The following is a 14,150-nucleotide window of genomic DNA, read 5'->3' on the forward strand; positions in this document are numbered from 1 at the left end:
TAATTCATGCTTGATTTGAATAAGCATCTCAATAGTAATGAGATGCTTTGTTTTTGTCTGAGGAAATCATCAGTTTCTTTATTCATAACGTTCCTAAAATCGCTTCTGTATGATTGACTGACAGATGTTCCATGATGTTAATTAATATTGTTTAACGTCATTTGGTCGATTACAATCCATCTTTTTCTTCTCAGCTTCTTCTATATTCCATTCATCTCCCCAAAAAAGTGTAACTGTATCTTCAGCTTGCAAATTTTGATAAGCGTCTACTCTCTCTGTAACCCCATTATCAATTATATTTAACTCATCATTTAAGTTAATTATTGAAGGTTCAAATTCCTTTTCTGAATCATTTCGTTTATTAGTAGTCATACAACATCTCTCCTGTATAATGAAATACTTACCATACACAACGATAGTATTTCTATTTTATGTAGGCTTATACCTTTACGAACACTTGATTACGTATCTGTATGAATTATTTAAGGGCGCAACATATTTGTACCAGAGCCACTAATCGTATAGTATACATGTACTTTCAGATAGATAAGCAATGTTTATGTACACATAAAAAAGGAAGAGAATTTTTATAATTCTCTTCCTTTTTAAGTAGGGAAACTTTCATGTTCTTTAGTTATTCAGTTCATCGAAAAATGCTGTAGAATTTACCCTTTCTATTATAACAATATAAAATATAAATAATTTGAAATATTACATATTGAAATGTATTTATATTGTTATAAGTACTTTCTATAATAATGGTATAAACATTTAACACATCTTACAAGAAAGAGGAGGAAATAATATGGAAATCGCAATGGCAGTTTTGAAATTTGTAGGTGGAGTACTTCCATTAGTTCAAGAACTTTTAAAAGCATTTTTGTAAGTTTATCATTCAGCAATTATTTATAAGGATTATCATACTTTTGTTTTATAAGGTAAAATAGCATTTTTGTTTAAATTTATACACAGTTTATATACAATTCAGACACATTTAACATGATGAGTTTCTGAAAATTGGTGGTAATATTAACTTGTTGAAAACGACATGTTTCGACAAATACAAATAACCCTCTTTACCCCTGAATCCCTGCCCGACATTCCGCAGGGATTCTTGTAATTTTTTACGCTCCATTCTCAAGTTACTTTTATAAAAAATTCGAACTTTCCATCTATATCCTATTTTTCATTTAGCTAGCTGGACTCAGTTTAATACGAACCTTTTTCTCACCTAAAGAAATTTCATCCTCTTCTTGTGACAATGCTTTAAACGTAAATTGTTTTACTAATAAATTTTCTTCTAATAAATCTTTATGCTTTGTTAGAGTGTTTTGTAATTCATCCTCTGTATCCAAAATAACATCTACTCGTAAATTAACTGGTAAATTCAATTGTTTTCGATACTCTTGAACAGCTCGAATAAATTCTCGCGCCACTCCTTCTTGTAATAGTTCATCTGTCACATTCGTATCTAACATTACCGTATATTGTCCATTTGTAGTATTAGAAAACCCTACTTTGGGTACTTGTTCTACTAATACATCTTCAAGCGTTACAACAACTTCTTCCCTAGATACAAGCTTACACAATGCTTTTTCAGTCGAAACAAAGTTTTGTACTTCTTCTTGCGATAATTGTTTTAGCCATTGATTTACAGCGTTAACGTTCTTCCCGAACTTCGGTCCTGCAGTCTTAAAATCGAGCTTTAATTGGTACGATGTATACTGTGTTTCATCTAATTCTACATGAAATGCTTTTACGTTCAGTTCATCCATAACAATATCACGATAGGATTCCCAGTCCACTTTCTGCTCATGGTGCTCAAGTAATACAAGCTCTGCTAATGGTTGCTTCACTTTTAATCCATGCTGATTTCGGTTGCTACGTCCCATCTCAACAACTTGTAAAACGGCATTCATTTCTTGCTCTAACTTGGTTTGAATAAGCTTTTCATCCGCTGTTGGATAATCTGTTAAATGAACACTATTTCCTTCTAAGTTAAGATGAATATCTTCCGCGACAAATGGAGTAAACGGAGCAAGTAATTTACTAAGCGTAACAAGCACTTCATGAAGCGTTTCATATGCAGCTGCCTTTTCAGGATTCATGCCAGACTCCCAAAAACGATTGCGCGAACGTCTTACATACCAGTTACTAACCTCATCTACAAGAACCGCAATTTCACGCGCTGCATTTGTAAATTGATACTCGTCTAATGCATTTCTTACTTGTTTCACTGTACTATGAAGACGTGATAATACCCACTCATCTAATTTCGTCCGCTTGACCTCATACTTTTCTTTTGGATTGTATTTATCTAAGTTTGTATATAAAACATAGAAGCTATATACATTCACAAGTGTATCTACTAGTTTTGACTTCGCCTCTTGCACAGTTCTTTCAGAAAAACGCTTTGCATTCCAAGGTGCACTATCAACAAGAAGTGCCCATCTTAATGCATCTGCACCAAATTTCTCGACTAATTCTACTGGATCTAATGCATTCCCTTTACTTTTAGACATTTTCTGTCCTTGTTCATCTAACACATGCCCAAGAGATAATACACGTTTATATGGTACTTTTCCGGTATATAAAGCCGCTACTGCTAATAAACTATAAAACCAACCACGCGTTTGATCGACACCTTCAGCGATTACATCAGCTGGAAATTGTTCCTCAAAAAGCTCTTTATTTTCAAACGGATAATGATACTGTGCAAATGGCATCGAACCGCTATCAAACCAAACGTCGATTACTTCTGGCGTACGAGTCATCGAACTACCACATTTTTCACAGCATACCTTCACTTCATCTACATACGGTTTATGCAGTTCTAAATTTTCTGCTGTATGCCCTACGCTATGTTTTCTTAATTCATCGATGCTCTTCGGTGCAAATTGATGATCACAGTTTTTGCATTCCCATACGTTTAACGGTGTTCCCCAGTATCGTTTTCGGCTAATATTCCAGTCCACCATATTCTCTAAAAACTTTCCAAATCGCCCATGTTTCATATGATCTGGATACCATGTGACTGCATCATTATTCTTTAAGAATGTCTCTCTGATCTCAGTTGTCCGAATGAACCAGCTTTCTCCAGCATAATACAAGAGTGGTGAATCACAGCGCCAGCAATGCGGATAACTATGTTCATATTTTTCTTTAGAGTATAACAATCCTTCCTGCGCTAAGTAACGAACAATATCAACATCACATTCTTTCACAAACTTCCCTTGTAAAAATGGAACAGCTTCCGTATACTTACCTTGTTCATCCACAACATGAAGGAATGATAATCCTTGATTCTGTACAACTTTATAATCATCTTCTCCATACGCTGGTGCGATATGAACAAGCCCCGTACCACTATCTCCCGTAACAAAGTCTGCCGAAATAACACGATAGCCATTCGTAACTTCATCCATAGGAAATGGTGCTGCATATGAAGTACCTACTAATTCTTCTCCTTTATGGGTAGACAATACTTGATAATCTTCTTTTAATACATTGCTTGCCAGCTCTTTTGCAACAATATAAACCGAATCAGCTTGCTGTGCTTTCACATACTCCATATCTGGATGTACAGCAAGTGCTACATTGGCTGGAAGAGTCCATGGCGTTGTTGTCCATCCAAGAAAGTATTCATTTTGACTATGCAATACTTTAAACTTTACCGTTGCACTTAAATCTTTTACTGTTTTATATCCTTGCGCTACTTCATGTGAACTAAGTGATGTTTGACAACTTGGACAGTATGGCGAAACTCGATGTCCTTTATATAGCAGCCCTTTTTCATGAATAGTCCCAAGAATATGCCATACACTCTCGATATAAGGATTTTCCAAAGTTACGTACGGGGCTTCCATATCGACCCAATATCCAATGCTCTCAGTAAATTCACGCCACTGCTTCTCATACGTAAATACACTTTCTTTACATTTTTGAATAAATGGTACAATTCCGTACTCTTCAATCTCATGTTTACCAGAAATACCAAGCTGTTTTTCAACTCCCAATTCTACCGGTAATCCGTGTGTATCCCATCCAGCTTTTCGAAGTACTTTATATCCAGTCATTGTTTTATATCTCGCTACTAAATCTTTAATCGTCCGTCCGAGCGCATGCCCCACGTGTGGCAGTCCATTTGCAGTTGGTGGCCCCTCATAAAAAACGAAAGATTGTGCACCTTCACGATTTCGAATGGATTGTTCAAAGATATTCTGCTTATTCCACTGCTTGCGAATTCGTGTTTCTCTCCCTACAGCTGATTCTTTTACATTTACCTTCTCCATTTACAATCACTCCTTTGAAAATTTGTAAAAGCACACAAAAAACCCGTCCCTATAAATAGGGACGGGTTTACCCGCGTTACCACCCTAATTCTATTAGCATCTTAACTAATAGCACTTAGCAACGTACTAACATACGCGTTCTTTGTAACGGTAGACATCCGTCCGAGCTTACTTTATTCAGCCACGGCTCCTCGGAGATGATTTTCAAATAAAGTCTGTACACCGGCTTTCAGCAAGGCGCCGGCTCTCTGGGGAACAGTACACTATTTTACTCTTTCTCGTCTTCAGATTTGTATACTTTTATTAAAAGTTATTTTATTCCATGAAACAGACAATTGTCAATCAATTCAAAAATATATTTTCATTTTCGTCCTAGTTCTCGAATTTTATACATCATGAACAGTTGCTATTACTTTATTGTTTCCCACACTTCCTCTAACTCTTCATCTTCTTCTGCAAGCTCTGCAAAAAATCCAGTTTCATCCTCATGAAGAACCGTTTCAAGTTCTGCTTTCGCTTCAGCATTTCGATTTAAAACAGCTAAATAGTATGCTCTGTTGTATCGAACTAATAAATCTGAAGAATCAAAAGATAGTATATGATTTGTTAGTTCTTCTGCCCTTTCTGTTTTTCCAATCTGATGATAAGACGCTGCTAAAGCGAGAAACATTGCATGATCTTGCGGATGGTGCAGTACTCCCTCTTCCAGCATTGCAATAGACTCTTCAAATCTTTCTTCACTTTGATATATTTCCGCTAGAGCAAGGAATGCATGGCTCACAAAAGGCATTCTTTCGATTAATTGTAAACAGATCTTTTCTGCCTGTTTTCCTTCCCCTAACATGAACAAAACATTTGAATGTAACAAGAGCATGTCATAATCATTTGGCTCTTCTTTACACATCTGCTTTATTATTTCAAGAGCATCTCTTAACATCTCTTCATTTTCATCACCATGTTCGATGAGAAGATTTACAAGTTGCCGTGCCGCGCTAGTATTCCAAATGTTTTCTAAAGATGTTTGTAATACATCTATCGCTTCTGTAATCATATTCCCATTTTCATAAAATATCGCTAAACGCTGCGCTGCCATACTATTTTTAGCATTAAATTTTAAGGAAATTTCAAATAAATCAATAACAATTGTAATAAGGGAAATTTCTTTCGCACGGTTTTTCATTCGATAAAATGCTCTTGTAAGGATTGATTTCTTTGGCTCTTCATTTTGTTGTTGCTTACTCAGTCTCTCAGCAAGTGCAGATGCAGCGTACATAAATGCAGTACTTCTTTCTTTTTTCTTAATTGGCAGCAAATGAAGAGAATCTCGTATTTGAGATAATTTCCGCCTTTGTTCCATCGCTTGAACATACACTTCAAATACACGTTCATTTTCAATATCTTGCTTTATTAAATTTGTAACAAATGTAATTGCTTCCGGATTTCGCTTTTTAACAAGTACTTTTGCATAATGATATCGTACTTCCACATGTTCTTCATCCATTTGCAAAGCTTCTTCCATTAGTTCTTGTTCTTTATCTACATCTTTCATGGCGCCATATACATATGCAAGAGCGTCTAAACGCCACATTTCATTCACTCTGCCAGCCAATTTCTCTAACTCAGATAGAAGCTCTTTATGAAGAGAATTTTCTACTGAAAGCTCTGCCAAATACTCCATATTTACAATCATCGGTTCTTGGATCATTGCCTGAAGCATATGATGTTGTTCTTTTAAACGGTTTTCTTCTTTTTCGTATATTTCCGCTAACTTCAAATGTACTCCTATAAAGTTTGCATCTATTTCTAAGCAAGATTCATATGCTCTTTTTGCGTCTTCCAATTCCCCTAATACCATAAGGGATTCACCAATACGAAAATACGGAAGAGTACTCGGTCTATGCTTTATTGCTTGATGGTATCGTTTCATTGCTTGATCGTATTGTCCAAGAGATTCATATAAAATACCAGCATAACAGCCATACTCGGTAATATCCGCTCTTTCTTTTTCTAGTTTTCTTAAAAATGCTATCCCACGTTGTACAAATGGTGTCCCTTCAACTCTATTTACATATTCTTCTAAAACATTCGCTGTATTATTTTTCAAACATCGGATGCCATTTTCTAACTTTGACAACGCTATCTTTAATTGTTCTTCATTAGCCCCTAATTCCATTTCAGCGTCCCACAATACCATTCCTGCATTCATTAGAAACTCATCATTTTGTTCAAATTTCTTTTCCATGCTGAAAATATAATGCTTTGCATCATTATACTGTTCTTTTGCCATATAAATTTGAACTAAACCAAAATGAGAATAAATGTCTCCATCATTTCCTTCTAAAGAACGTTTATATATTTTTTCAGCTTCTTCAAATTCATCATTTTGAAAATACAAATCCCCTAATCGAGTATATAATGATGATGATTCTTCGCAATTTTCGATACCCTGCGATAAAATTGCTTCTGCACTCTTCTTATCTTCTAGATCTGATTCATATATTTCTGAGAGTTTTACATATGGATATGGTACCGTTTTGTCTAATTGAATGGCGATGCGAAGTCCTTTGATTGCTAAATGCAATTTCTCCATTTGATGCGCACATTTGGCTCTTTCATACCATATATGTGCTTCATACTTATATTCTTTCAATAAATCATTAAATACTTCATATGCTTCCTCATAACGCTCTAAATCTATTAAAACTAAACCATGATTCACAAGAATAAACCTATCTGGATGACGTTGCAATGCAATTTGCGACATTTGCAAGCCCTGTTCAGACTGATCTATATACATATATGATAATGCCAGAAAACTCCATGCGATTGGCTGATCCGCATCTAATTGTAACGATGAGCGGAAGCTAGAAATTGCTTCCTCATACTCTTCTTTCTCTAAAGAATAACGGCCATGTATAAAATGATACAATGCTTGATTATTCTTTTTCTCAATACTTTGCAAGACATCACTAGCCCGCTCCAGATCTTGAATACGGATAAAGCATTGTGCACTATGTAGCTTAACAAAATCTGAATCCGGATATCTTTCCATTAACCTTTCAGCACAAAAAAGAATAAACTCTTGATTCACTTCAACATCCATATGTTTGATTGTGTATAACCACGTGTATGGATTTTCATTTGTCTCTTGTAAAAATGATACGAGTTTTTCAATCCCTTTTTTATCCTGCTCTTCTAAATGATCCGTCAGAGAGAATAGCTTTCGGAAGTATACATCTTCCTCTTCTACTAAAAATGACAATTGTTCCTTTTTCTCCTTAGGAACAAATACGATAGATAAACCATCGGTGTAGCGATATCTTTCCTGTAACTTCTCATATTCAACAAAAAGCGGTTCCAAGAAATTAGGATCTTGAACAAAAAAAGATTGTAACTGATCATCATATCCAGAAAGAACTTGAACATGGGATGCATGTTCAATATCTATACTTAATAAAACAGGAATATTTTGATCGAGTAATGCTTTATAGTTCTTTTCGTTCCCCTTGAAATAACGACAAACATAGCCCAATTCTTCTAAATAAGTAACCGTATCTGAAAATTTTGATCCTGTTACATCAAATATATGATTTGCGACTTCATCTTGTGTACGACTTTCTCCCCATAAGCGAAGCATCATCTCCAAGCTCGCTGGAACACAATAATTATCTTTTTGTACGATTGGTACTAATGGCAATCTTACTTTTTTCCCATTCGGGTATTTTTCTATATTATGATATAGTGACTCCTTCAAACATACTTCCGTTTTTAATAGAGCAAGTAACTCCTCGTTCTTATTCATTTTATACAACGCTTCTGCACGTAAATGTGTAAAATAAGCTTTATACGAATGGTACGGTAATATCTGATCGATCTTATCTATTACAGTTAACATTTCCTCATAACACTGTAAATCTAGTAAATGTTTCACCTTTTCGAAATAAAAATACGGTACTTGCGGAAACTGATCTATCGCATCATTAATCAATTGCAATGCTCGTTTCTGTTCACCTTTATATGCATATAGCTGTGATAATAAATAAACCGCTAGTTCTTCATTTTCCTTATGTTCCATCCCCGCTAAAAGTGAGTGCTCCGCTTTCTCCCATTCTCCTATTTGTATATAAAAATAGCCCCATTTATCAAAGACTGGACGTGTACTATAACTCTCAGCTTTTTTCATATATTGGAATGCTTCTTCATTTCGTTTCATTTCTAAAAGGCATCTTACTAATGTAAAGTAGGCTTTTGATAAAATATCAGAATCTATTTGTTCTGCCTTTATATCGTCCAAAGCGTCTTTTAATAACTTTTCAGCATCAAGTACTTTTCGGTCATCAATTAGCTCATCACAATATAAAGAGAGCGTTCTCATATTTGGAAATTTTTTATATGAATAGCGAATTAGGAAGGCACTATATTGATGCATAAGCCCTTCATCTGTAAGACGGATTAGCGTATCAAATTCCTCATGCCCTGAAATCAAAGAAAGCCATTCCTTCACATAGGAGAACGTATTGGTTTCTTTTATATGTGCAATTTCGTTATTTACATCCTGTAATCCATCTACAAATCGTTTCTCCTTCAAACACATCTCTAATCGCCTAAATTCTAACATGCATTCACCTCTAGTAATTATTTTTCTTGCGCATCAGTAAGCAGTATTCTTATCCGCTTGCTTAGATTCTACACAGCTTATATCATGTATTCAATTAAAATCTTATATAATCTTCGATAATAGAAAATATTATTTAAATTATAGTTTAAAAAGAATAAAAATAACTATTTTTTCATGTATTTTGTTTAATTTGGTGAAATAAAATTTATTTTATTAAGTTAATCACCACTTATAAATCAAAATTTTATACGGTGTTTGTATCCCATCTAAACTTCTTTACTTTCGCTGAATTTTGGGGTGGGTCTTATTTCCTGAAATAACGGGACATAACAATTCCCATCCTTTTATTGACAAAACAAATATTTCCACATATATTATAAACAAATACTAAATGTTTAGTATTCTATATTTTCTATTTGAACGGAGGATACATATGACACGTTTAATGGTGCTAGGTTTACTCATGCAATACGGTCCTATGTCTGGATACGAATTACAACAAGCTATGCAATCAGCACAAACAGACACTTGGGCAGGTGTTTTTCCCGCTTCGATTTATCATGCTTTAAAAAAAATGGATAAAGAAGGATTAGTAGAGCTTGATGCCGTTGAAAAAACGGGCAATCGTTCCAAAGCAATTTATAGTGTTACACCTGCTGGAAAAGATGAATTCTATACACTCATGCTTCAGTCATTCCAGCAATCTTCAGTCGTATTCCCAACAGAGTTATATACAGCACTTACTTTTTTCGATACAAATACTGTTTCTCTTGAACACATTTCATCCGCCTTACAAGATCAAAAAAAGAAAATTATAGAAATGTACGAGAATATGAAAGCTGGACAATCTATTAAAGAAAAAATGATAGACATTCCAGAGCATGTGAGCCTGATTTTTGAAAATATTTATGAACAATGTGAAATACAGCTACGTTTCATTGAAAAAATGGAAAAAATGTTATCTCGATTAGAAAATAAGAAGAACACGGAGGAAAAATGATGGAAGCTAGGTTAAAAATGTCTCGCGTGCAAAAAGCTTCGTTATGGGTTGTAGCAGTAGCTGTCTTTACGGATATGCTCATCTACGGAATGATTGTCCCAATCTTACCACGGTACGCAGAAACACTAGGTGCTTCCCAAACAGAGATTGGCTTTTTATTCGGTAGTTACGCTATTACTTTACTTCTTGCTACTCCCATTTTGGGAGTGGTTTCCGATAAGGTTGGAAGACGCCTCCCTATGATTCTAGGCTTATTTGGACTTGCAGCAGCGACTCTATTATTCGGACTTGCAAATAGTTTCTGGTTGCTCGTGCTCGCAAGAATGCTACAAGGTATATCTGCAGCAGCAACATGGACAGCTGGATTAGCACTTCTAGCAGATGTGTTCCCTCTGCAAGAACGCGGAAAGGCCATGGGTCTCGCTTTATCGGGACAAGCAGCTGGGATGCTCCTTGGTCCAACAATCGGCGGGGCACTTTATCAATGGGGAGGGTATCATCTTCCCTTTATTATCGCTGCCAGTATTGCACTCATTGATGGTATATTACGAATAACATTACTTCATAATGAACCAAAATCCAGCTCAAACCAACGAATTAGCTATCGATCTATCTTGAATATGCGTTCCCTATTTATTATGATCGGTATTATTATTCTAGGATCGGCCTTACCTAGCGCTTTAGAGCCAACTCTTCCACTCTACTTACAAGACACCTTACACCTTAGCCCTGGGACAATCGGACTCCTATTTGCCGTTCCAACTCTCGCATATGGATTTACCGCACCAATCATTGGCACACTTTCAACTAAAATTGGCAGAAAACAAACGATGGCAGTAGGCATAGCTTTGGCTGCTTTATGTTTCCCATTTACAGTGATTGTTTCTCATACCGCCCTGGAAATATTTGTACTTGCTATCCTTGGAATTAGTTTTAGCCTTTTACTAGCACCTGCTTTACCAGAACTTACATATCTCGCAGACAAAAACGGAGTTCATGCATATGGAATACTTTTTGCAATCTATAATACAGCCTACTCAATTGGTATGTTTTTCGGACCGATGCTTAGCGGAAGTTTATCAGATTTATTTGGATTTACAAATGCTTTCTACATATTTAGTGTTCTTCTTTTATGTTATCTGTGCTTGTTTTTGTGGAAAATGAAAAAATGACATTAGGTTATTACTATGAATAAAATACGACCTCCAGCATATATCGTATGTTGGAAATCTTATCACGTTAATTTATTTTAATGGTTAATCACTTACTTATTACTAAAACACTTCATCTCTCATTCTCTAAATTATTTCCATCAACATAAAAAAATAAGAACTGGCACATCAAAAAAACCCGTGAATTATTCACGGGTTTCCCCTTTCAAAAAGCTAATCGCAATTGTTCCAGCACCTGCATGAACAGCAAAAGATATAGGAAGTGGGTAAATTAAAAACTTCATTTCAGGAAATACTGCTCTGAAATCAGCAATCCATTCTTCTGCCCCTTCTTCATCATTCGCATGGAAAACATGGACTACTTTCGGCATTTCTTTTTCAAGTTCGCTTCGCATATATTCTTTACATTTTTGTATTTTACGAACTTTCTTCTCCAACACAAGTTCGCCATGTTTTACTTCTAGAATTAGGTTTACACTTAATAGACTGCCTAGTATAAATTGTACACCTTTCACACGTCCACTTGCATATAGACCTTTCAAATCCTTTGGAAATACATAATAAGGACTACGTTCCACATGTTGTATTGTCTTTTGTATATCTTGTAAAGTCATACCCTTACGGTATAACGTTTGCGCTTTTGTTAAAATTTCATCCATTGGATAACTCGTTGTTTCACTATCTATTACAACTAGAGGAAATCCTGCCATTTCTGCTGCAAGTATCATATTTTGATAAGTGCCACTTACTTTCCCACTAATTGTGATTGCAAATCCCTCTTCATATTCTTCTTTACATTTAGAGAAGAGTGCAACCATATCTCCAAAATTAGGTTGTGACGTAGTTACAGTTATACCCTGTTTTAATGCATCGTAGACACGTTCACGAACACCTTCTTCACAGTCTTTGTAAGCCGTTCCATTAATAACAATTTCAATCGGTATAACAAAATTATCTGCACTTGTTGTAAAGTTTGCAGTTGTACTATCAGTAAACCAAGCAACACGCTTCATGTTGTTCCTCCCTTGTGCGCGTCCTTTTCTCGGACTTTTCTCACAATTCTATCTATTCTAGTTATAAAAAAGGACTATGCTTGTTATCATAACAAGACTATCTCTGTTTTTCCATAGGAAATAGGTGATTTAAGCGAGGTTTTCAAAATTAATATCGAATCTATTTTCATTCGTACACGATTTTGACATATTTTCTTTTAGAAAATACTATCAAACTAAAAAATAAGACTTCTAACATGTATACAGCCTTAGAAGTCCTAACTCATTTCTTTATTTACATTACTTGCTTTTCACTATGCCAAAAGTAATTTTCATACTTGGAGCATATACTAGAGAAGAATCTATAGTGAATGCTTTAGAAAATTGTAATTCTGCTTCGTACTGCACCATCGCTTCATTGTATATCAGCCCTCGATTTATTAAACGTTCAATGAATTCTTCTTTTTCAGCAGGAGTATTACCGATTCCCTCTTCCTTGAGTGATTGATACAATTGCTGTTTATCTCTTTGATCCTCATTAACATTAAGAAAATTAATCTTATCACTAACTCTACATTCAATATTTTCTACCCCTAGCTCACTTAGATATGTTGGTAATTTAATACCGATGTTTCCATCTTTACCATTTCGTTTTGCATCTTTTTCAAATAATTTTTGAAGAACACCAATCTGAACAATTTCTGATTGCTCTAGATTGTTAAGACTATACGAAGACATATTCGAAATCCAATGTGGTTCAAAGCATATGATATTACCTTCATCAACGACCGAGTCTATCATTTTTTGTAACATTGTCTTTGGATCGTTCATATGTAATAAAAAAGCATGACATACTGCTATATCATACTTACTTTCTAATTTAATTTCAGTAACATCTGCCTCAAGAAAGTCTGCTTCATATGGAAGAATGCGGAATAACTCTCTTGCTTTATTAATTAGTTTCTTCCCCTTATCAATTCCTGTATATCTAGACCCTATTGGTAACAGAGGTAATAGTTTCAGACCTAAATAACCATATCCACAACCATAGTCAACAATATGAACTGGTTTAGAGATTTTCCAAACTGAATTCACCAAAAAACTTAGATAATCATCGTTATAATATAGATCCCTTGTATTTCTCAAATACTCCAACTTATTATCCCAATCATACTCTTTCAATTGAGCTACCTCCTTCTGTTTATATTGAAATTGCTGATTTCGTTCCCTACTTTGAGCAAATGATAAAAATATTTTCTAGATATAAAAACACTTTTTCATGTCCATAAGTTCTTAATGTATCTAGACATCTGTTCAGCTCATTTAGACAAAATGTATTTGATAAATTGAAGCCAAATTAGATTTTTATAACATTTCCAATCAATTTAATATCTTCTCCATCAATAACTATCCCATCACCATCTTTACAAGCATAAATTGTCCTATTTTTCAGCCTGGAATAATCCTTTAATAATTCTAAATATTTTTCACTTTGCTCCTCACTCCAATGAGGCATAAAATCAAAATCTACAAAACCTAAAGAGCTTCTATCCTCTAGTCCTATAATATCCTCGTCTACAAATTGAGCTGTATCAATACTTTTAGTAGATATTATACTACCTGCACTAACACCAATTAAAACCCCACCATTTTCCACATAAGATTTTAATGAATGTAATAAATTTCTTTTTCGTAGGGAATTTAAAAAGCGAAATGTATTTCCACCTGAAAGATGTATTGCATCATAATTAAATATGTTATTAACCTTTCTTTCATCATATTCTTTATCTAAATCAAAATATTCTACTTTGCTAATTCCTAAATCTCTATAATATTTAACTACATTATTAAAATACTTTCCTGTTTCATCTGAAGATGATCGAAGATATGCTATTGAAGGGTTTTCTTTATTTAATAACCTTAAAAGCTCATAATCCAATTTTCTATCTTCTTGTATTTGATCGCTATATAATATCATTTTTCTCATTAAAATCCCCCATTTTCCATTTGAAAATTTCTTAATTTTCAGTTTTATGATCTTCTTTTTGACCTCTTTCACTTGTAAAGCTTAATACT

General features: G+C 34.5%; 8 protein-coding genes, 1 pseudogene and 1 other annotated feature. Of the genes and pseudogenes, 3 read left to right on the forward strand and 6 right to left on the reverse strand.

The window, feature by feature from the left end:
• Positions 1-141 precede the first annotated feature (141 nt).
• On the reverse strand, positions 142-372 hold the full coding sequence (locus MHH71_RS04825; RefSeq protein ID WP_006094706.1) for a hypothetical protein: 231 nt from the start codon (positions 370-372) through the stop codon (positions 142-144).
• A gap of 331 nt (positions 373-703) precedes the next feature.
• Here MHH71_RS04825 and MHH71_RS04830 point away from each other — a divergent pair.
• Positions 704-886: pseudogene (locus MHH71_RS04830) on the forward strand (hypothetical protein).
• A gap of 304 nt (positions 887-1,190) precedes the next feature.
• Here the strand turns inward: MHH71_RS04830 and ileS are convergent.
• Both ileS and MHH71_RS04840 read right to left on the reverse strand, forming a co-directional pair.
• A complete protein-coding gene (gene ileS / locus MHH71_RS04835) occupies positions 1,191-4,292 on the reverse strand; it encodes an isoleucine--tRNA ligase (RefSeq protein WP_006094705.1) in 3,102 nt (1,033 codons plus the stop codon).
• Positions 4,293-4,346: 54 nt separating this feature from the next.
• Positions 4,347-4,586: a binding site (T-box leader), on the reverse strand.
• A 115-nt stretch (positions 4,587-4,701) separates the two neighbouring features.
• Positions 4,702-8,910, reverse strand: a complete 4,209-nt coding sequence (locus tag MHH71_RS04840) for a bacteriocin-processing peptidase family protein (protein WP_033798840.1) — start codon at positions 8,908-8,910, stop codon at positions 4,702-4,704.
• A 433-nt stretch (positions 8,911-9,343) separates the two neighbouring features.
• On the opposite strand from MHH71_RS04840, the gene MHH71_RS04845 reads away from it, so the two are divergent.
• Both MHH71_RS04845 and MHH71_RS04850 read left to right on the forward strand, forming a co-directional pair.
• A complete protein-coding gene (locus tag MHH71_RS04845) occupies positions 9,344-9,910 on the forward strand; it encodes a PadR family transcriptional regulator (RefSeq protein WP_003197308.1) in 567 nt (188 codons plus the stop codon).
• Complete coding sequence (locus MHH71_RS04850; RefSeq protein ID WP_003197306.1) at positions 9,910-11,082, forward strand: MFS transporter; 1,173 nt, start codon at positions 9,910-9,912, stop codon at positions 11,080-11,082. Before MHH71_RS04845 ends, MHH71_RS04850 begins: the two co-directional genes overlap by 1 nt.
• Before the next feature lie 185 nt (positions 11,083-11,267).
• Here MHH71_RS04850 and MHH71_RS04855 read toward each other — a convergent pair whose 3' ends face one another.
• The 3 genes from MHH71_RS04855 to MHH71_RS04865 all read right to left on the reverse strand — a co-directional run bounded on the left by MHH71_RS04855 (position 11,268) and on the right by MHH71_RS04865 (position 14,061).
• Positions 11,268-12,095, reverse strand: a complete 828-nt coding sequence (locus tag MHH71_RS04855; RefSeq protein ID WP_006094703.1) for a DegV family protein — start codon at positions 12,093-12,095, stop codon at positions 11,268-11,270.
• 279 nt (positions 12,096-12,374) lie between these two features.
• Positions 12,375-13,256 (reverse strand): methyltransferase domain-containing protein, encoded by an 882-nt coding sequence (locus MHH71_RS04860; protein ID WP_006094702.1) that lies wholly within the window; start codon positions 13,254-13,256, stop codon positions 12,375-12,377.
• A gap of 175 nt (positions 13,257-13,431) precedes the next feature.
• On the reverse strand, positions 13,432-14,061 hold the full coding sequence (locus MHH71_RS04865; RefSeq protein WP_026008632.1) for a Type 1 glutamine amidotransferase-like domain-containing protein: 630 nt from the start codon (positions 14,059-14,061) through the stop codon (positions 13,432-13,434).
• Positions 14,062-14,150: the final 89 nt, after the last annotated feature.

The sequence above is a fragment of the Bacillus sp. FSL H8-0534 genome (genome assembly GCF_038005885.1).
Lineage (GTDB): Bacteria > Bacillota > Bacilli > Bacillales > Bacillaceae_G > Bacillus_A > Bacillus_A pseudomycoides.

Bases quoted from the DNA above. Each gene is read 5' to 3' on its own strand.
- MHH71_RS04855 (WP_006094703.1), bottom strand. From the start codon at position 12,095: ATGAAGCGTGTTGCTTGGTTTACTGATAGTACAACTGCAAACTTTACA.
- MHH71_RS04845 (WP_003197308.1), top strand. From the start codon at position 9,344: ATGACACGTTTAATGGTGCTAGGTTTACTCATGCAATACGGTCCTATG.
- MHH71_RS04865 (WP_026008632.1), bottom strand. From the start codon at position 14,061: ATGAGAAAAATGATATTATATAGCGATCAAATACAAGAAGATAGAAAA.
- MHH71_RS04840 (WP_033798840.1), bottom strand. From the start codon at position 8,910: ATGTTAGAATTTAGGCGATTAGAGATGTGTTTGAAGGAGAAACGATTT.
- MHH71_RS04825 (WP_006094706.1), bottom strand. From the start codon at position 372: ATGACTACTAATAAACGAAATGATTCAGAAAAGGAATTTGAACCTTCA.
- MHH71_RS04850 (WP_003197306.1), top strand. From the start codon at position 9,910: ATGGAAGCTAGGTTAAAAATGTCTCGCGTGCAAAAAGCTTCGTTATGG.
- ileS (WP_006094705.1), bottom strand. From the start codon at position 4,292: ATGGAGAAGGTAAATGTAAAAGAATCAGCTGTAGGGAGAGAAACACGA.